The 18,392-nt window shown below is 71.9% G+C and carries 16 protein-coding genes and 1 riboswitch; of the genes, 4 read left to right on the top strand and 12 right to left on the bottom strand.

The window, feature by feature from the left end:
* Positions 1 to 20: 20 nt before the first annotated feature.
* From ACIRDU_RS25475 to ACIRDU_RS25460, 4 genes are all read right to left on the bottom strand, one after another.
* Positions 21 to 1,307: a bifunctional 3,4-dihydroxy-2-butanone-4-phosphate synthase/GTP cyclohydrolase II gene (locus ACIRDU_RS25475; RefSeq protein ID WP_403583059.1), complete on the bottom strand. Its 1,287-nt coding sequence runs from the start codon at positions 1,305 to 1,307 to the stop codon at positions 21 to 23.
* On the bottom strand, positions 1,304 to 1,945 hold the full coding sequence (locus tag ACIRDU_RS25470; RefSeq protein ID WP_403583056.1) for a nicotinamide riboside transporter PnuC: 642 nt from the start codon (positions 1,943 to 1,945) through the stop codon (positions 1,304 to 1,306). Before ACIRDU_RS25470 ends, ACIRDU_RS25475 begins: the two co-directional genes overlap by 4 nt.
* Complete coding sequence (locus ACIRDU_RS25465) at positions 1,942 to 2,550, bottom strand: riboflavin synthase (RefSeq protein ID WP_403583053.1); 609 nt, start codon at positions 2,548 to 2,550, stop codon at positions 1,942 to 1,944. The genes ACIRDU_RS25470 and ACIRDU_RS25465 overlap by 4 nt, the downstream gene beginning before the upstream one ends.
* A 144-nt stretch (positions 2,551 to 2,694) precedes the next feature.
* Positions 2,695 to 2,825, bottom strand: a riboswitch (FMN riboswitch).
* 176 nt (positions 2,826 to 3,001) lie between these two features.
* Complete coding sequence (locus ACIRDU_RS25460; RefSeq protein ID WP_403583050.1) at positions 3,002 to 4,336, bottom strand: ROK family transcriptional regulator; 1,335 nt, start codon at positions 4,334 to 4,336, stop codon at positions 3,002 to 3,004.
* Between ACIRDU_RS25460 and ACIRDU_RS25455 the strand changes: the two genes are divergently transcribed.
* Positions 4,327 to 5,676 (top strand): MFS transporter, encoded by a 1,350-nt coding sequence (locus ACIRDU_RS25455; RefSeq protein ID WP_403583048.1) that lies wholly within the window; start codon positions 4,327 to 4,329, stop codon positions 5,674 to 5,676. The two genes, ACIRDU_RS25460 and ACIRDU_RS25455, sit on opposite strands and share 10 nt — an antisense overlap.
* A gap of 86 nt (positions 5,677 to 5,762) precedes the next feature.
* A complete protein-coding gene (locus ACIRDU_RS25450; protein ID WP_403583046.1) occupies positions 5,763 to 7,142 on the top strand; it encodes a uracil-xanthine permease family protein in 1,380 nt (459 codons plus the stop codon).
* On the opposite strand, the gene ACIRDU_RS25445 is transcribed toward ACIRDU_RS25450, so the two are convergent.
* On the bottom strand, positions 7,121 to 8,257 hold the full coding sequence (locus tag ACIRDU_RS25445; protein WP_403583236.1) for a glycoside hydrolase family 6 protein: 1,137 nt from the start codon (positions 8,255 to 8,257) through the stop codon (positions 7,121 to 7,123). The genes ACIRDU_RS25450 and ACIRDU_RS25445 overlap by 22 nt on opposite strands.
* 175 nt (positions 8,258 to 8,432) lie before the next feature.
* Here ACIRDU_RS25445 and ACIRDU_RS25440 point away from each other — a divergent pair, with 175 nt between their 5' ends.
* Positions 8,433 to 9,146 (top strand): DUF5995 family protein, encoded by a 714-nt coding sequence (locus ACIRDU_RS25440; protein ID WP_403583044.1) that lies wholly within the window; start codon positions 8,433 to 8,435, stop codon positions 9,144 to 9,146.
* Here the strand turns inward: ACIRDU_RS25440 and ACIRDU_RS25435 are convergent.
* Positions 9,143 to 10,840: a flavin monoamine oxidase family protein gene (locus ACIRDU_RS25435; RefSeq protein WP_403583041.1), complete on the bottom strand. Its 1,698-nt coding sequence runs from the start codon at positions 10,838 to 10,840 to the stop codon at positions 9,143 to 9,145. The two genes, ACIRDU_RS25440 and ACIRDU_RS25435, sit on opposite strands and share 4 nt — an antisense overlap.
* A gap of 47 nt (positions 10,841 to 10,887) precedes the next feature.
* Positions 10,888 to 11,676: a carbon-nitrogen hydrolase family protein gene (locus tag ACIRDU_RS25430; RefSeq protein WP_403583040.1), complete on the bottom strand. Its 789-nt coding sequence runs from the start codon at positions 11,674 to 11,676 to the stop codon at positions 10,888 to 10,890.
* A gap of 296 nt (positions 11,677 to 11,972) precedes the next feature.
* Here ACIRDU_RS25430 and ACIRDU_RS25425 point away from each other — a divergent pair, with 296 nt between their 5' ends.
* Positions 11,973 to 12,509, top strand: a complete 537-nt coding sequence (locus tag ACIRDU_RS25425) for a Repetin (protein ID WP_403583039.1) — start codon at positions 11,973 to 11,975, stop codon at positions 12,507 to 12,509.
* Here ACIRDU_RS25425 and ACIRDU_RS25420 read toward each other — a convergent pair.
* From ACIRDU_RS25420 to ACIRDU_RS25400, 5 genes are all read right to left on the bottom strand, one after another.
* Positions 12,478 to 13,674: an MFS transporter gene (locus ACIRDU_RS25420; RefSeq protein WP_403583037.1), complete on the bottom strand. Its 1,197-nt coding sequence runs from the start codon at positions 13,672 to 13,674 to the stop codon at positions 12,478 to 12,480. The two genes, ACIRDU_RS25425 and ACIRDU_RS25420, sit on opposite strands and share 32 nt — an antisense overlap.
* Before the next feature lie 136 nt (positions 13,675 to 13,810).
* Positions 13,811 to 14,263 (bottom strand): Lrp/AsnC family transcriptional regulator, encoded by a 453-nt coding sequence (locus ACIRDU_RS25415; protein WP_031138916.1) that lies wholly within the window; start codon positions 14,261 to 14,263, stop codon positions 13,811 to 13,813.
* A 10-nt stretch (positions 14,264 to 14,273) separates the two neighbouring features.
* Entirely contained in the window at positions 14,274 to 15,743 is a 1,470-nt protein-coding gene (locus tag ACIRDU_RS25410; protein ID WP_403583036.1) for an amino acid permease, read from the bottom strand.
* Positions 15,744 to 16,469: 726 nt separating this feature from the next.
* The gene (locus tag ACIRDU_RS25405) at positions 16,470 to 17,912 is read right to left on the bottom strand and encodes a GuaB1 family IMP dehydrogenase-related protein (protein ID WP_403583034.1); all 1,443 of its coding nucleotides are present in this window, start codon (positions 17,910 to 17,912) and stop codon (positions 16,470 to 16,472) included.
* Between the two features lie 108 nt (positions 17,913 to 18,020).
* Positions 18,021 to 18,392, bottom strand: a complete 372-nt coding sequence (locus ACIRDU_RS25400) for a barstar family protein (protein ID WP_403583032.1) — start codon at positions 18,390 to 18,392, stop codon at positions 18,021 to 18,023.

The following is an 18,392-nucleotide window of genomic DNA, read 5'->3' as shown; positions in this document are numbered from 1 at the left end:
GTCTCTCCCTCTGTGCTCTCTTACTGGTTGCCGCAGGCCGGCACGGTGGTCGTGTCCAGCCAGGGCAGGTCGTGGCCCATCCGGTCCCGCTTGGTGCGCAGGTAGCGGAGGTTGTGCTCGCCGGCGTTCACGGGCATCGGCACACGGGCCTTGACCACGATGCCGTGGCGGACGAGCGCGTCGGTCTTGTCGGGGTTGTTGGTCAGCAGCCGCACCCCGCGCACGCCGAGGTCGGCGAGGATCTGCGCGCCGGCGGCGTAGTCGCGGGCGTCGGCGGGCAGGCCGAGTTCGAGGTTGGCGTCGAGGGTGTCGCGGCCGCGCTCCTGGAGTTCGTAGGCGCGCAGCTTGGACATCAGACCGATGCCGCGGCCCTCGTGTCCGCGCAGGTAGACCACCACGCCCCGGCCCTCGGCCTGGATGCGGGCGAGGGAGGCGTCCAGCTGGGGGCCGCAGTCGCAGCGGGCCGATCCGAAGACGTCGCCGGTGAGGCATTCGGAGTGGACGCGCACGAGGACGTCCTGGCCGTCGCCGATCTCGCCGTGCACGAGGGCGACGTGCTCGACGCCGTCGACGGTGGAGCGGTAGCCGTAGGCGGTGAAGGTGCCGTGGCCGGTGGGCAGTTGGGTCCTGGCCTCGCGGCGGACGGTGGGCTCGCTGCTGCGGCGGTAGGCGATCAGGTCCTCGATGGAGATGATCGTCAGGCCGTGCTTGCGGGCGAAGGGGATCAGCTCGGGCAGGCGCAGCATGACACCGTCCTCGCCGGCGATCTCGACGATCGCGCCGGCGGGGCGCAGGCCCGCGAGGCGGGCGAGGTCGACGGCGGCCTCGGTGTGGCCGTTGCGGGTCAGCACCCCTCCGGGCCGGGCGCGCAGCGGGAAGATGTGGCCGGGGCGGACGAAGTCGTCGGGCTGGGCGGTGCCGTCGGCGAGCAGCTGGAGGGTGGTGGCGCGGTCGGAGGCGGAGATGCCGGTGCTCACGCCGTGCGCGGCGGAGGCGTCGACGGAGACCGTGAACGCGGTCTTCATCGACTCGGTGTTGTCCTCGACCATCTGCGGGAGCTTCAGCCGGTCCAGCTCGTCGCCCTCCATGGGGGCGCAGATCAGGCCGCGGCACTCGCTCATCATGAAGGCGACGATCTCGGGGGTCGCCTTCTCGGCGGCGATGACGAGGTCGCCCTCGTTCTCCCGGTCCTCGTCGTCGACGACCACGACGGGGCGGCCGGCCGCGATGTCGGCGATGGCCTGCTCGACGGGGTCGAGGGCGAAGTTCTCGACGTCGTCGGAGCTGTACAGGGTTGCGGCAGTCATGCCGGCGCTCCTTCCAGGGTGGGCCGCGCGGTCTGACGCGAGCGCAGCCACCAGTCGCGCAGGCCCCACAGGACGAGCCCGCCGTAGATGACGTAGACGAAGCCGGAGAAGGCGTAGCCGTTGGCGAAGTTGAGGGGAACGCCGACGAGGTCGACGAGCAGCCAGGCGAACCAGAACTCGACCATGCCGCGCGCCTGGGCGTACATGGCGACGATGGTGCCGACGAAGATGTAGGCGTCCGGCCAGGGGTCCCAGGACAGCGTCGGGTACGCCGTGAACAGCAACGCCACCGCGACCGTGCCGGCGGCGGCGGCCGCGGCCATCGCGGCGCGCTCGCGCCAGGTGGCGAACCGTACGGCGATGTGGCCGTCCTCCCCCTGGCCCTTGCCGCGCTGCCACTGCCACCAGCCGTAGAGGGCGACGATCATGACGACCGCCTGCTTGCCCGCGCTGCCGGTCAGGTGGCCGAAGAAGGCGCCGAAGAGGATGAGGCCGGCCAGGAACTGCACGGGCCAGGTCCAGATGGAGCGCCGCCAGCCGAGGGCGAGGGCGGCCAGGCCGAAGAGGTTGCCGACCATGTCGGACCAGAGGATGTGCTGGCCGAAGAGGACGAACGCCTCGGAGTTCAGCGAGTTCACCGGGCCGCCCCCTGCGCACGGTCGCCCAGCATCCGCTCGACGTACTTGGCGATGACGTCCACCTCGAGGTTGACCGGGTCGCCGGGCTGCTTGTGGCCGAGCGTGGTCAGGGCGAGGGTGGTGGGGATGAGGCTCACGGTGAAGTGGTCGGGGCCGGCGTCGACGACGGTGAGGCTGATGCCGTCGACGGTGATGGAGCCCTTCTCGACCACGTACCGGGTGAGGTCCGCGGGGAGGGAGATCTTCACGATCTCCCAGTGCTCGGAGGGCTTGCGCTCCAGGATCTCGCCGGTGCCGTCCACATGGCCCTGCACGATGTGCCCGCCGAGGCGTTCGCCGACGGCCATGGGGCGTTCGAGGTTGACGCGGGAGCCGGCGCGGAGGGCACCGAGGCTGGAGCGGTTCAGGGTCTCGGCCATGACGTCGGCGGTGAACTCGTCGCCCTCGTGGTCGACGACCGTGAGGCAGACGCCGTTGACGGCGATGGAATCGCCGTGTTTCGCGCCTTCGGTGACGACGGGGCCGCGCAGGCGGAAGCGACAGGCGTCGTCGAGGTTCTCGACGGCGGTGACCTCGCCCAGCTCTTCGACGATTCCGGTGAACACTTCCCGGGTCCTCCTGCCTCTTCGGGCACGGACTCCGGGGCTGTCGATGACGACAGAAGATACGAGCAGGGACACCGGGGACGACGCCGGACGGAGTCCGCCACGGGGACGGACTTCTCGGCGGCGCGCACGAATGCCCGCTCGCCGCGCACTGCCTCCCATCCGGACTTTAACCGTCGGTCCAGGAATTTCACCTGGTCAACCGGTCGCTGGAGGCGACCGGGTCGCGGACTGTAACCGCCGGTTCGGACTTTCACCGACCCCGGAGTGCGCTGCTACTGGTACACGGCCAGTGTGCCACGCCTGATCGACGTTCAGAGAGGGGAAGTGTGTGGGCTGCCTCACAGACCGTGTCGCACCCCTTCCCGAGCGCGACAGGCGCCTCAACTTCCGCACCGACCCGGCCTCTTGAGGCGATCCGGCATTGGTACACACCTATTGACGATGTGGTCTAGTCCTTTCTAGGGTCATCGTCACGGTCGACCACCCCCACTGACCGGCCCGGCGGCGGTGACGACGGCCCTTGCCCGCCGTCGGGCCTTACCAGACGCGGCCGCTGCCCCGGCGTGAACAGCTCCTCCTGAGCGCGGTCCCGCGCCGTCAGCAGCGCACCGCGCAGGACCGCGCCACCACCCAGGGTGGTGGTCCGCACCTGTGTGGACAGCGGGGTCATCCGGGCGATCCGGTCCTGCACACGCGCGGCGAGCTCTTGGCCGCCGGCCTGCCCGACCTCCCCGCCGAGCACCACACATCCGGGGTCCAGGATCGCGACGACCGAGGCGACACCGACGGCGACACGGTCGGCGAGGGCGTCGAGGAAAGAGGCGGCAGCGGCATCCGAACTGCGGGGTACCGCAAGGGCAGAGTCTCCCTGCTGCCGCACCCGGGCGACCGCCCCCCGCACCACATCGACCGCCGCCCGGACCACGCCCGCCTCCGGCGCCCCCACCCCAACCCCGTGGTCCGCCGCGAGGTCCACGACCGCGGCCGACGCGGCCAGTGAATGGAATCCGCCCTCGCAGTCCGTCGAGGTCGGCAGTGCGGCCGTACCCGGGACCGGGAGGAAGCCGATCTCGCCGGTGCCGCCGGAGGCGCCGCGGCGAAGGGCGCCGTCGAGGACCACGGCCGCACCCGTTCCGTGGCCCAGCCACAGCAGGACGAACGTGTCCCGGTCCCGGGCCGCTCCGTCGCGCTGCTCTGCCAGCGCCGCGAGGTTGGTCTCGTTCTCGACGCTGACACGGGCCTCGGGCAGTCGTTCCTGGAGGGTGGCGACGAGCCGGCGGTGCCACTCCGGCAGCCCGGTGGAGTCCCGGAGTTCGCCGCTGGACGGGTCGATCAGCCCCGGCGCCCCGATGCCGACCGTGTGCAGGCGGTCGGCACCGGCCTCCTTCGCCACGCGCTCGACCAGCGTCACCGCCTGCTCCACGGCGGGGCCGGTCCCCGTGTCGCCCCCGATGGGCACCGACGCCTCGGCCAGCACGCGCCCCACCAGGTCCGCGACGGCCACGGCGACGCCCTCGGTGCGGACGTCGAGAGCGGCCAGGTGCGCCCGGTCGGCGAGGATGCCGTAGACCTTCGCGTTGGGGCCACGCCGCTGCTCCCCCGCCTCGCCGACCACCGCGATCAGACCGGCGGCGGTGAGGCGTTCGACGAGGTCGGCGACGGTCGGCCGGGACAGTCCGGTCAGCTGCTTCAACTGCCCTGCCGTCAACGGGCCCTCCTGCTGGAGCAGACGCAGGGCGAGCCGGTCGTTGATGGCCCGGGCGGTGCTCGGGGATGCGGGCATGCCGGGATCCTTCCAGATCGGCGGGCCGTGGACCGTGGCCCGCCGGGAGACCCTCTTATTATCAGGCAGGGTTCCTGATAGTTTACGCCCGCACCAGACACGAGCACGGCAGAGACCCGGAGGGGGACCGCAGAATGGGCAACGTGGTCGACGAGCAGCGCCAGGTGAGGCGGTCCCGGTACGCCGTGGCCGCCGTCTTCGCGGTGCACGGCGCCGTGACGGGTTCGTTCGCCACCCGCGTGCCGTGGATCCAGGATCACGCGGGCGTGAGCGCGGGCCAGTTGGGGATCGCGCTGGCCTTCCCCGCGCTCGGCGCGTCCGTGGCGATGCCGCTCGCCGGCAGCATCAGCCACCGCTTCGGCGCCCGCAACGCGCTGCGCGGACTGATCGCCCTGTGGACGCTGTCCCTGGTCCTGCCGTCCCTCGCCCCGAACCTCCTGACGCTCTGCCTGGCCCTGTTCACGTACGGCGCGACGGCGGGCATGGCGGACGTGGCGATGAACGCGCTGGGTGTCGAGGTCGAGAACCGTCTCGGCCGGTCGATCATGTCAGGGCTGCACGGCATGTGGAGCGCGGGCGCCCTGGTCGGCTCGGCGGCCGGCACGCTCGCCGCGCACCTCGGCTCGGACGCCCGGCTGCACCACGTCCTGGCCGCCGCGGTCCTCACCGTCGTCGGCGTGCTGTCCTGCCAGTGGGTGCTCGACCTTCAGCCCGCCGAGGACGAGGAGCCGCCGCCGCGGTTCGCACTGCCGCCCCGCTCGGCGCTGCTCATCGGCGCGATCGGATTCTGCGCGGTGTTCGCGGAGGGCGCGAGCCTGGACTGGTCGGCGGTCTATCTGCGCGAGCAGCTGGAGACCTCGGCCGGTCTCGCCGCGGCGTGCACGACGGGCTTCACGCTCACCATGGCCGTCGCCCGGCTCGCCGGCGACCGGATCGTGGACCGCTTCGGTGCCGTGCGGACGGTGCGGGCGAGCGGTGTGCTCGCCGTCCTCGGCGGGCTGCTGATCGTGATCGCGGACCATCCGGCGGTGGCCATGAGCGGATTCGCGCTGATGGGTCTCGGCATCGCCGTCGTCGTACCGCTGTGCTTCGCGGCGGCGGGCCGCAGCGGTTCCAACCCGAGCCTGGCCATCGCGGGCGTCGCGACCATCACCTACACCTCGGGGCTGATCGCGCCGAGCGCGATCGGCATGCTGGCGCAGGCGACCAGTCTGATGGTGTCGTTCTGCCTGGTGACGGCGCTGTCGTGCGGCCTGGTGGCGTTCGCGGGGGTGCTGCGCCCCGGCGAGCGGGCGAAGATCGGCCGGCCGGACGCGGCGGTCCCCGACCCCCGGCCCTGAGGACACCCGCCCCGGTCATCGCCACGGTGGGCGCACCCCGACAATGGTCCGGACACTCGCACGCCCGACGAAAGCGAAACCGCACCATGGATCTCGGCGTCCGCTGGAAACTGCACGGCGACGGACGCACCCCGGCGCCCGGCGCGGTGGTCCGCCCCGACGAGCGGCTCTCCTGGCCCCGCACGGCCGGGCTCGGTGCCCAGCACGTCGTGGCCATGTTCGGGGCGTCCTTCGTGGCCCCGGTCCTGATGGGCCTGGACCCGAACCTCGCGATCATGATGTCGGGCGTCGCGACCGTCGTGTTCCTGCTCGCCACCCGCGGCAGCGTGCCCAGCTACCTGGGCTGCTCGCTCTCCTTCGTCGGCGTGGCGGCGGTCATCCGGGCGCAGGGCGGCAGCAGCGCGACCGTCACCGGAGCGGTGTTCGTCGTGGGGGGCGCGCTGTTCCTGGTGGGGCTGGCCGTGCGGCGGTTCGGGGCGCGGATCATCCACGCCACGATGCCGCCGATCGTGACCGGCGCGGTGGTGATGCTCATCGGCTTCAACCTGGCCCCGGTGACGGCCTCGACGTACTGGCCGCAGGACCAGTGGACGGCCCTGCTGGTCATGCTGTTCACGGGTCTGGCTGTCGTCTGTCTGCGCGGGTTCTGGTCCCGGATCGCGATCTTCCTGGGGCTGGTCTTCGGGTACGGCATCTCCTGGGTGTTCGACCTGGTCTTCGGCAAGATCCACTCGGTGGACGCGAGCGGCAAGCTCACCGACCACTGGCGGCTCGACCTGTCCGGCGTGGGCAAGGCCGACTGGATCGGGCTGCCGACCCTGCACGCCCCGTCGTTCGAGTGGTCGGCGATGCTGGTCGCTCTGCCGGTCGTCATCGCGCTGGTCGCGGAGAACGCCGGGCACGTGAAGGCGGTCGGTGAGATGACCGGTGACTCGCTGGACGACAAGCTCGGCACGGCGATTGCGGCCGACGGCGTCGGCTCGATGCTGTCCACCGCGGTCGGCGGCCCGCCCAACACCACGTACTCCGAGAACATCGGCGTGATGGCCGCGACCCGCGTCTACTCGACGGCCGCCTACTGGGCCGCCGCCGGCTTCGCCCTGCTGTTCGGCATCTGCCCGAAGTTCGGCGCGGTCGTGGCGGCGATCCCGGGCGGGGTGCTCGGCGGCATCACCGTCATCCTGTACGGCATGATCGGCCTGCTCGGCGCGCAGATCTGGATCAACGCCAAGGTGGATCTGCGCAATCCGCTGAACCTGGTCCCGGCGGCCGCGGGCATCATCATCGGTGTCGGCAACGTCTCCCTGAAGTTCACGGACACGTTCTCGCTGAGCGGCATCGCGCTCGGCACGGTGGTGGTCATCACCGGCTACCACGCCCTGCGGGCCTTCGCCCCGCCCCACCTCAAGACGCAGACGCCCCTGCTGGACGAGGGCACCTCCTCCTACGACGACGCCAAGTCGTAGGCGTACGACGCCGTGAACGTCCCCGGCCTGCCCCTGCAGCCGTCCGACTCCCCCGGCAGCTTCACCCACAGGTAGGCGTCGATCCGGGACTCGCCGGTGCTCAGGGTCGGGGCCCGGCCGAGCTTGCGTCCCGACGGGTCGCACCACTCGCCGTCGGCCGGGGCGCCGTTGCCGTTGCGGCTGGTGTCGATGACGGCGCCGAGGCCCGCCGGGCCGCCGAGCGCGTCCAGCACCCGCCGGTCGTGGGCGACCTCGTCGGCGGTGGTGTGGAAGTTGGAGACGTTGCTGAAGATCCCGTCGGAGGACTCGGGCGAGGCGGCACCGGCCTGCCTGAGCCAGGCCGCCTGCTTGCCGGGCGCGTTCCAGCCCGAGTGTCCCGCGTCGAAGTACACGCGGGCCCGGGGGTTGGCGGACTTCAGGACGCGGCCGGCCCGGGCCAGCGAGGCGAAGCGGTCCGCGCGTTCACCGGCGGAGAGGCACTCGGCCTGGGCGACCGAGTCCGGCTCCAGGACGACGATGACCTCGCCGGAGCCCAGACCCGCCGCGAACCGGTCGATCCAGGCGTCGTACGCGTCCAGGTCGGGCGCCCCGCCCTGGGAGTGGCCGCCGCAGTCCCGGCCGGGGACGGCGTACGGCACGACGACGGGCACCCGGCCCAGCGCGGCACCGCCCGAGGTCACCGCGGCGACCCGGGCGGTGACGGTCTGCGGGGAGTAGTCGGCGAACCAGACGGCCGCGGGCCGCTCGGCGATACGGGACGCGATGACCGCGTGCCGGGGGTCGCCGGGGTGGGAGCGGACCCACGCGAGCACCTGGGAGTCGGGATGGCGGTAGAGCCGTCCGGCCACGGTGGGGGTGCGCTCCCGCTTCTTCTCGGTCTTCGACGGTGTGGGGCTCTGCGTCCTGCGTGCGGACGGCGACGGCGAGGGGGAGGCCGAGGCGGACTCGGCGGTGGCCGGTGCGGTCGGCGACGGCACGGCCGGCAGGGGCGCCAGGCGTGGAGAGGCCGACGCCTCGGGAGGTCCGGCCTCGTCCGAGGCGCGCCCGTCGTCGAACGCGGCGAGAACCCCCGCGACCGCGCCGGCCGCGACCACGAGCGAGGCCGCCACGACCATCGCGGCGCGCCGGGCGGCACGCCTGCGCCCGGCCCTGCGGGCGGCCAGGCGCTGGGCGCGCGAGCCTGACACGGTGCTGCTCCCCCTCCCCCTGCGGCGGGCGGTGTTCCCCCGTTTCGGGGAAGCGCCGGGCCCGCCGGTACTTCCGCCAGCCTAGAGCTGCGACTCTGCCCGCATGCCGCGATGCGAACAAGTCCCTCCAGCCGTGGACACTCCGGTCGACGCAGTCATCTCCCGGATGCGCGCCCTCGACGCGGCCCTGCATCCCAGCGACGGGGTGGCGGTCTTCAACCGCGTCTACCTCGCCGTGACGGAGGCGGTGGACCGGTACGTCGACACCGGGCGGTTCGCGGACGCCCACGCCGCGATCACGCTGGACGTACGGTTCGCGCAGCGGTATCTCGCAGCCGTCGAGACGGCGGCGGACGAGCGGCGCCCGCCCGCCTGCTGGCGGCCGCTGTTCCAGTTCCGCCGCCATCCCGGGGTACGCCCCTTGCAGTTCGCGCTGGCGGGCATCAACGCGCACATCGGGCACGATCTCGCGCTGGCCGTCGTGGACACCTGCCGTACGCTCCGCTGCGCACCCGTCGATCTGGAGGACGAGTTCGACATGGTGGGCGATCTCCTCGTCTCGCTGGAGGAGCGCATCCGCGATGATCTGATGCCGGGCCCCGACCTGTTCCGGATCGCCGACCCGCTGACCCACCTGCTCGGCTCCTGGAGCCTGGACCGCGCGCGGGACGCCGCGTGGACGGCGGCCCGGGCCCTGTGGGCCCTTCGTGAACTCCCCGACGTCGCCGAGGAGTTCACGGAGCACCTGGACACGGCGGTGGGCTTCGCGGGGCGCATGCTGCTCACGCCGCTGGCCGAACCGCCGCTCCGGAGCTAGTCCTCCGGCAGCTCGACGGGCGCGATCTCGTCATAGACATCGCCGGGGCCCGGGTTGGTCGGGTCGGTCGTGCCGCCGAGGTGGTGCATGACGCCCCAGACCGCGTTGAGGGCCGTCTGGATGGCGCCCTCGGCCCAGCCGGCCGTCCAGGAGATGTCGTCGCCGGCGAGGAAGATGCCGCGCTTGTCCTCGGGCAGCCGGTCCTGCATGAAGTGCGTGAACAGGCGCCGCTGGTAGCGGTAGTGGCCGGGCAGGTTGGCCTTGAACGCGCCCATGAAGTAGGGCTCGTTCTCCCAGGAGACGGTCACCGGGTTGCCGATGATGTGCTTGCGGATGTCGACCTTGGGATAGATCTCGCCGAGCGACTTCAGCATGACCTCCATCCGCTCGTTCGCGGACAGCGGCAGCCACTTCAGGCTGTCGTCGCACCAGGTGTAGGAGAGGCAGATGACGGCGGGCTTGTCCGGGCCGTCGTCCAGCAGGTAAGTACCGCGCGTCATACGGTCGGTGAGCGTCATCGACATGACGTCCCGGCCGGTCTCCTCGTCCTTGTCCAGCCAGAACGGCCGGTCGACCGGCACGAAGAGCTTCGAGGACTCCATGTAGTGGGTGCGCTCGATCGCGGTCCAGTGGTCGATCGGGAAGAGCGAGTCGTCGCAGGCGATCTTCGACAGCAGCATCCACGACTGGGCGGTGAAGATCGCCGCCTGGAAGGTGCGGATGTCGCCGCGCGCGTCGGTCACCGTGATGCGGTTGCCGGCGGTGCGGTGCAGCCGGGTCACGGCCGGACGGGGCTCACCGCCCTCGTGCAGGCTCGCGAGCGACGTCCCCTGGGCCCAGTGCACGATCTTCGCCGGCTCGCGCTCCCACAGGCGCAGCGGCAGCTGCTGGGAGCCGCCGACGATGCCGCGGTGGTGGTCGTCTGCCTCGGTGTAGACGACGCGCAGGATCTCCAGGATGGAGTTCGGGAAGTCGGTGTCCCAGCCGCCCGTGCCGAAGCCGACCTGGCCGAAGATCTCGCGGTGCCGGAAGGACTTGAACGCCTCGGAGTCGCAGAGGAAGCCGTAGAAGGTCTGGTTGTCGAGCTTCTCGACGAGCCGGGACCAGATCTCGCGGATGCGCGGCACGTCCCGCTCGCGCAGGGCGCGGTTCATGTCGGAGAAGTCGGCGCCCTCCTCCAGGCAGCGGTTCCAGGCCTCGGCGACGTCCCGGTAGACCTGGGGCAGGTCGCCGATCGTCTCGGCGTAGTGCGACTCGCCCTTGAGGTCGACGACGGTCGACGGGGTCGCCTCGGAGAGGGGGTTGGGGAACGGCCGCGTCTGCAGGCCGACGAGGTCGATGTAGTGCTGGAGGGCCGTGGAGGACGGCGGGAAGCGCATCGCGCCCATCTCGGCGGTGAGGGACTCGTCGCACCCGTCGAAGCCCACCGTGCGCAGCCGGCCGCCGATCTGGTCGGCCTCGTACACGACCGGCTTGAGGCCCATCTTCATCAGCTCGTACGCGGCGACGATGCCGGACAGGCCGCCGCCGATGACCGCGACCTCCGTGCCGTGCTCGGTCGCGGGTATCTGCCCGAGGCCCGCCGGGTGGGCGAGGAAGTCGTCGTACGCGTAGGGGAAGTCCGGGCCGAACATGGTGATCGGCGGCTGCTGCGCGTCTGCGTGCTCGACGGCGTTGGGCACGGTGGACGTCATGGGGTACGGACTCCTTGCACAGATGCGAACGGACGGTTCAGGGGGTTTCAGACGAGCGAGCCGTACAGGCCGGGGCGCCGGTCGTGCAGATACGGGTTGTTCTCGCGCGACGCGGCGAGGAAGGCCGGGTCGACGTCGGCGAGCACGAGTTCCTCGCCGCGTCCGGCCCGGGTCCGGGCGATCCCGTCCGGCCCGGCGAGCGTGGACAGCCCCACGAACTCGAAGTCACCCTCCCGGCCGGCCCGGTTGACGTACGCGACGTACATCTGGTTCTCGAAGGCGCGCACCGGGATCATCGACTCGGCGACGAACTGGAACGGGTGCATCTGCGCGGTCGGGACGACCAGCAGGTCGGTGCCGGCGAGGGCGTGGGCGCGGACGTTCTCCGGGAACTCCACGTCGTAGCAGATCAGGATGCCGACCCGGAGGCCGTCGATCTCGGCCTGGACGACCGGCTGGTCGCCGGGCGTGAAGTGGTCGCGCTCGAAGCAGCCGAAGAGGTGCGTCTTGCGGTGGTTGGCGAGACGGGTGCCGTCGGCGGAGATCAGCTGGGCGGAGTTGAACACGGTGTCGCCGGCCCGCTCGGGGTAGCCGTAGACGATCGCCAGGCCGTGGTTCGTCGCGATCTCGGCGATGGCGTCCGCGCAGTCGCCGTCGGCGGGCTCGGCGAGGCGGCCGATCTCGTCGCCGATCGCGTACCCCGTGAGGAACAGCTCGGACGTGACCAGCAGCCCGGCGCCCGCGGCGGCGGCCCGGCCGGCGGCCTCGTCGAGGACCTTGAGGTTCTCGACGGTGGAGCCGGGCCGGCCGGAGCTCTGGAGCAGGGCGGTGCGCATGCGTGTTCCTCACCGGGCGGAAGGGTTGGAGGGGCCACGTAGACGGTACGGGCGGCTGACCAGGGCGGACAAGAAGGAGCCGTTGCGCGCCGGTGAACGGTTCGTTGCGTGCGCGCGGGGCCGGGCGGCGATTCGTTGCGCGCCCCGGGTCGGACCCCCGTTCCTCCTCGGAGCGCAGCTCCGTACGGTCGCCCCCGCCGGACGGCGGAGGCGGGGTCCCGCCCCGAGCGCGATGTCCTGTCCCGGCCGCGCCGGGAGAGTAAGGGCTGTCCACTCGACCTGCGGAAAGGAACGCAATGAAGCGCCTTACGAAGATCGTCGTGCTCGGCTCCGCGCTGCTGCTCACGGCCGGGGCGGCCTCGGCCGCGACCGCGTCGGACGCGCCCCGGCAGCGGGAGGCCGCGGCCCTCACCGGCACCGCCAAGCTGTACCGCTCGGCAGGGGACGACATCACGTTCTCCTTCGACGCACATCTGGCGGCCCGGGACACCGCCGACCCGATGAAGGCCACCGGCACCTTCGAGTTCAGCCACTACCTGAACGGCAAGGGCGCCCGGGCGTTGGCGAAGGTCGACTGTCTGGTGACCGGCGGCAAGGTGGCCGTCGTCTCCGGCGTCATCACCGAGTCCGACCTCCCGGGTGCCGAGGGCAAGCGGGTCGGCGTCACCGTCCACGACCTCGGCCGCCACGACCGGCTCGGCTACAGCTGGGCGTCCACGGGCAGCCCCGTCGAGACGAAGGAGCTGCCCAAGTGCGTGAGCTCCGCCCCCTTCGAGAAGGTCTTGAAGGGGACGGGCGACTTCACCGTCGTGCCCTGGCAGCCCGAGCTCTAGCCAACACCAGGGCCGTCACCAGGTAGGGAATCGCCAGAACCGCGAAGACCGTGCTGTGCGCCAGGTCCGTCCCGAGCAGCGCGTACACGCCGAAGGCGGCGACCGTGGCCAGCTCGGTGCCCAGGCTCGCCACGGAGGTGAGCGTGGCCCGGCGGGACTCGTCGATGCGGTGCTGGAGACGGACGTCGGCGAGCACCTCGGCCAGCTGGAACCCCGCGAAGGCGAGGCTCACGAGGGCGACACCGGCCAGGGAGCGGGCCGTGGCTCCCACGGCCAGGGCGAGGGCGGCACCCGCGAGCAGCGCCGCGAGCCCGGTCGTGCCGAGGCGCTCGGCCGGTCCGGTCAGGAGGCTGCCGAGGGTGACGCCCGCCCAGATCAGCATGATCAGGTAGGGCACCGTGGCCTCGGCGACGCCGAGGTCCCGGACCAGCAGCGGGGCGTACTCGTCGAGCGCGCCCCACACCGCGGCGACGGCCGGGATCAGCAGCAGGGCGCCGAGCACCGGCCGGTCGCCGCGGACCTCGGCGAGTCCGGCGCGCAGGGTCGCCGCCCAGCTGTCGCCGGTTCTCTCCGGCCGCACCCGGTGCTCGGGGAAGCGGGTCGCGGTGACGGCGGCCAGCACACAGGCCAGGAAGCTCGCGGCACCGACGGCCGCGTAGCCGCCGTGGGCAAGGACGGGTCCCGCGAGGCCGATGGATGCCACGGTGCCCAGCAGCCGCGCGGCCCGGGCCCGGCCCATGACCCGCGCGTAGCGGCCGGCGGCACCGAGCCGGTCCAGCTCGTCGTAGACCAGCGCTTCCAGCGCGCCGGAACCGAGGGCTCCGCCCGCGCCCCACAGGACGAAGCCGGCCGCGAAGGCCCCGTACGACGGGACGGCCACCCACAGCGCGAAGCCGGCGGCGGTCAGCAGCGGGCCGATCCACAGCAGTCTCCGACGCGACACGGCGTCGGCCCAGGCGCCGGAGGGGACCTCCAGCACCACGCCGGTGACCGACCACAGGGCGAACAGGGAGGAGATCTGCCAGAGCGACATGCCGGTGTCGGCGAACAGCAGCGCGTACACCGGGTAGAGCAGGACGAAGTCGTCGAGGAACGCGTAGCCGTACAGCGTGGTCGTCAGCCGACGGACACCGGTGGCGGGCACGCGTGCGGGTGTGAGTGTCATGAGGCCTTCCCGGAAGGACGGATCGGACGCCGGAGGTACGGCGGCCGAGGCGGTCCTCGGGAGGCGCGGCTGGTGGATCAATGTCGCCAGGTCATGACACCGATGCTAGAGGTGCCGCCCCGGGCGGGCCACAGACTTACGTGGGCGAACCCGACGAGAAGCGCCGCAGCAGCGGCGAGAGCACGAGCACGGACTTGGTCCGCTCGACGAACGGCTCCCCGGCGATCCGCTCCAGGACCCGTTCGAAGTGGCGCATGTCGGAGGCGAAGACCTGGGCGATCGCGTCCGCGTCCCCGGTGACGGTGGACGCGGCCACGACCTCCTGGTAGCGCTCCAGGCCCCGCTGGATGGTCTCCGGGGAGGTGTTACCGCGGCAGTAGATCTCGACGAACCCCTCGGTCTCCCAGCCGAGGGCGCCCGGGTCCACCCGTACGGTGAAGCCGGTGATGGCTCCGGTGGCCCGCAGCCGGTCCACGCGCCGTTTCACGGCGGGCGCGGACAGGCCGACGAGCCCGCCGATGTCGGCGTAGGAGCGGCGGGCGTCCTCGGCGAGGGCGTGCACGATGCGTTCGTCGAGATCGTTCAGCACAGTGGGTTGATCACTTTTCGGATGGCGCGAGTCGGGAACGGCGATAGCCGTACACGAAGTAGAACACGAGCCCGGCGGCCATCCAGACACCGAAGACCACCCAGGTCACGGTCGACAGGCTGCCCATCATCCAGAGGCAGAAGGCGAAGCCCAGCGCGGGCAGGACCGGGGAGAGCGGCACGCGGAAGGTGCGGGGCATGTCCGGCTTGGTCCGGCGCAGCACCACGACGGCCACGTTGACGAGGGCGAAGGCGAAGAGGGTGCCGATGCTGGTGGCGTCGGCGAGCTGCCCGAGCGGGATCGCGGCGGCCAGGACACCGCAGAACAGGGAGACGATCAGGGTGTTGGCGCGGGGGGCGCCGGTCTTCGGGTGGACCTTGCCGAACACCTTCGGCACGAGACCGTCGCGGGACATGGCGAACAGGATGCGGGTCTGGCCGTACAGGACGGTCAGCACCACGCTCGCGATGGCGATGACGGCGCAGAACGCGAGCAGCGTCCCCCAGAATCCCTGCCCGGTGACCTCGCGCATGATCTGGGCGAGGGCGGCCTCGGAGTCGGTGAAGTTCCTCCAGGGCTTGGCGCCGACCGCGACGGCCGCGACCAGGACGTACAGCGCGGTGACGATGACGAGCGACAGCATGATCGCGCGGGGCAGGTCGCGCTGGGCGTTCTTCGCCTCCTCACCGGCGGTGGAGGCGGCGTCGAAGCCGATGTAGGAGAAGAACAGCGTGGCGCCCGCCGCGCTGACCCCGGCCATGCCGAGCGGCATGAAGTTGTCGTAGTTGCCGGAGCGGAAGCCCTGGACGCCGATGGCGCAGAACAGCACCAGCGCGCCGATCTTCACGACGACCATGACGGTGTTGGCGCGGGCCGACTCGCGGGCGCCGCCCAGCAGGAACGCCATGGCGAGCAGCACGACGATCAGCGCCGGGAGGTTGAACACACCGCCGTCGCCGGGCGGGGCGGACAGGGCGGCGGGGATGGTGACGCCGATGGTCCCGTCGAGCAGTTCGTTGAGGTACTCGCCCCAGCCGACGGCGACGGCGGCGACCGACACGCCGTACTCCAGGACCAGGCACCAGCCGCATATCCAGGCGATCAGCTCGCCCATCGTTGCGTACGCATACGAGTACGAGGAGCCGGCGACGGGGATGGTGCCCGCGAGCTCGGCGTAGGACAGGGCCGAGAAGAGGGCGGTGAGGCCGGCGATGACGAAGGAGAGCGTGACGGCCGGGCCCGCCTTGGGGACGGCCTCGCCGAGGACGACGAAGATGCCGGTGCCGAGGGTGGCACCGATGCTGATCATGGTGAGCTGCCACAGCCCGAGGGTGCGGCGCAGCGACCCTCCCTCGCCCTGGCCACCCTCTGCGACCAGGCGTTCCACGGGCTTGCGGCGCATGAGACGCGCGCCCGTGCCGGGGGGCGCGGGGGCGGCTGTCTGGCCTGGGTTCTGCGGGGGTGCGCCTTGGTCGAGCACGCGCTGGCTCCTTTTCGCTGCCGGTCAGGGCGGCAGGGACCGGGGGCGCCCTTGAGCAGGGACCCACCGAGCGGAGTCCCCGCCACGCCACGTACGAGGCGACAGCCTATGAGGAGCGGCGTTGCCCGTGTAATGCAGCAACCTTGCGCATCCCCGCAAGATCATTGCGTTCCCCGGGGCTGGGCGGGTGTTCGTTGCGGGGCGGCTGTCGACCGTTGCACCGGGAGCCGTCGAAGGGTCTTGACCAGGATCACGCAGGGGATCGGCTTGCTCCTGCCGTAGGCCGTCGGCGTCCAGGTGGACCACCGGTCGACGTACGCCACGGAGGGCAGGTATCCGAGCCGGGCGCAGAGCGCCGCCGCGCGGGGGTTTCCGTCCCCGACGCCGAGGCCACCTGACGACGATCCCGCGCTCCCGCGCCAGCCGCTCGGCGGTGTGCACCAGGGCGCTGCCGATGCCTTGGGAGCGGAGCGGTGCGGGCCAGAGTGAAGAGGCCGTTATCTCCGGGCACCCGGCTGTACGGCCCGCACCTGGGGCGCCTCACACCCGCGGCGTGGTTGCCGTCGGTGCTGTGCGACGGCATGCAGCGCTCCAGCGCCTCGATGTCCCCGGCCCTGCACTCGGCTGTTCCCAGGCGCCGACGGTAGGGCCGGCGCACGCGAAACGGCCCCCGATTTTTCCGCAGGGCGGGTCGACGGGGGCCGTGCGAAAGGGCGTGGAGAGCCGTCAGTTCCAGCTCGCGTGCAGGGGCTTGCCCTCCGCGTAGCCGGCGGCGCTCTGGATGCCGACGATGGCCTTCTCGGCGAACTCCTCCAGGGAGCCCGCACCGGCGTAGGTGCAGGAGGAGCGGACGCCCGCGATGATCGAGTCGATCAGGTCCTCGACGCCCGGGCGGGCCGGGTCGAGGAACATGCGGGAGGTGGAGATGCCCTCCTCGAAGAGCGCCTTGCGGGCCCGGTCGTACGCCGACTCCTCGGAGGTACGGTTGCGCACGGCCCGCGCGGACGCCATGCCGAAGGACTCCTTGTACGCGCGCCCCTGGGCGTCGTGCTGGAGGTCGCCCGGGGACTCGTAGGTGCCCGCGAACCAGGAGCCGACCATCACGTTGGAGGCGCCGGCCGCGAGGGCCATGGCCACGTCGCGCGGGTGGCGGACGCCGCCGTCGGCCCACACGTGCTTGCCGTACTTCTTCGCCTCGGCGGCGCACTCCAGGACGGCGGAGAACTGCGGCCGGCCGACTCCGGTCATCATGCGCGTGGTGCACATGGCGCCGGGTCCGACACCGACCTTGACGATGTCCGCGCCCGCCTCGATGAGGTCGCGCACGCCCGCGGCGGCGACCACGTTGCCCGCGACGATGGGCACCTGCGGGTCGAGGTCGCGCACCAGCTTGAGGGCGCTGATCATCGACTCCTGGTGGCCGTGCGCGGTGTCGATGACGAGCGCGTCGACACCCGCGTCCAGCAGCTGCTGGGCCTTGCCCGCGACATCGCCGTTGATGCCGACGGCGGCGGCGATGCGCAGCCGTCCCCGGGCGTCCGTGGCCGGCGTGTAGAGCGTGGCGCGCAGGGCGCCCTTGCGGGTCAGGATGCCGGCGAGCGTGCCGTTCTTGTTCACCGCGGGGGCGTAGCGGCGGTTGGCGTGGTCGAGGGTGTCGAAGGCCTCGCCCGGGTCCATGTCCGCGTCGATGAGCAGCAGGTCCCGGGACATGACCTCGGCGAGCTGGGTGAAGCGGTCCACGCCGGACAGGTCGGCGTCGGTGACCACGCCGACCGGCTTGTGGTTCTCGTCGACGACGACACCGGCGTCGTGCGCGCGCTTGGGCAGCAGGGCCAGGGCGTCCGCGACGGTCTGGTGCGGGGACAGGATGATCGGGGTGTCCAGCACCAGATGCCGGCTCTTCACCCAGGAGACGACGTCGGTGACCACGTCGTTCGGGATGTCCTGCGGTATCACCACGAGCCCGCCGCGGCGGGCCACGGTCTCGGCCATGCGGCGGCCGGCGATGGCGGTCATGTTGGCGACGACGAGCGGGATGGTGGTGCCCGTGCCGTCCGGGGAGCCGAGGTCGACGGCCTGCCGCGAGCCCACCGAGGAGCGGCTCGGCACCATGAAGACGTCGTCGTACGTCAGGTCGTACCCGGGCTGGATGTCATTGAGGAAACGCACGTGCTGCACATCCCAGTCGATCAGAGGTGACCCCCGGACCGGCCGGCCAGGGGGAAAGAGCACGTACTTCATTCTCCCATGCCGAACCCGTGCACGACCCCCAGCGGATCATCCAGGCTGGTCAGGGGCCCGTTCGGAGGATGCTCCAAGGCCGAGGGTGACGAAGAGGCCCGGGCCCCGGTCCGTCGCCTCCGCGAAGATCTCCTCCGCGACCTGCCACTCGTCGGGCCGGGTCTCGGCGTACGTCCGCCAGCCCCGCACGACGACCAGCAGCCCGCGCTCCCCGGCCCCCTCGGGCCACAGGGCGGGGTCGGCCAGGCAGTCGGCGAGGGCGTCCCAGTTGCGGCCGAACCACTCGGGCAGGGCCAGGTCACGGGCGCAGCGGTCCATGAGGCCCGCCTTGTCCGTGACCCCGTCGAGGTCCAGGACGACCACGATCCGGCCCGCCGGGTCGTGCACTCCGTGCGCCTGGCCGGCCAC

The sequence above is a fragment of the Streptomyces sp. NPDC093598 genome (assembly GCF_044764825.1).
Taxonomy (GTDB): Bacteria; Actinomycetota; Actinomycetes; order Streptomycetales; family Streptomycetaceae; genus Streptomyces.
This window is presented reverse-complemented; position numbering and strand designations above follow the sequence as displayed.

Coding starts and splice junctions, on each gene's coding strand:
- ACIRDU_RS25430 (WP_403583040.1), bottom strand. CDS start 11,676: ATGCGCACCGCCCTGCTCCAGAGCTCCGGCCGGCCCGGCTCCACCGTC.
- ACIRDU_RS25455 (WP_403583048.1), top strand. CDS start 4,327: ATGCGGGCATGCCGGGATCCTTCCAGATCGGCGGGCCGTGGACCGTGG.
- ACIRDU_RS25440 (WP_403583044.1), top strand. CDS start 8,433: ATGCCGCGATGCGAACAAGTCCCTCCAGCCGTGGACACTCCGGTCGAC.
- ACIRDU_RS25435 (WP_403583041.1), bottom strand. CDS start 10,840: ATGACGTCCACCGTGCCCAACGCCGTCGAGCACGCAGACGCGCAGCAG.
- ACIRDU_RS25460 (WP_403583050.1), bottom strand. CDS start 4,336: ATGCCCGCATCCCCGAGCACCGCCCGGGCCATCAACGACCGGCTCGCC.
- ACIRDU_RS25420 (WP_403583037.1), bottom strand. CDS start 13,674: ATGACACTCACACCCGCACGCGTGCCCGCCACCGGTGTCCGTCGGCTG.
- ACIRDU_RS25450 (WP_403583046.1), top strand. CDS start 5,763: ATGGATCTCGGCGTCCGCTGGAAACTGCACGGCGACGGACGCACCCCG.
- ACIRDU_RS25445 (WP_403583236.1), bottom strand. CDS start 8,257: ATGGTCGTGGCGGCCTCGCTCGTGGTCGCGGCCGGCGCGGTCGCGGGG.
- ACIRDU_RS25425 (WP_403583039.1), top strand. CDS start 11,973: ATGAAGCGCCTTACGAAGATCGTCGTGCTCGGCTCCGCGCTGCTGCTC.
- ACIRDU_RS25475 (WP_403583059.1), bottom strand. CDS start 1,307: ATGACTGCCGCAACCCTGTACAGCTCCGACGACGTCGAGAACTTCGCC.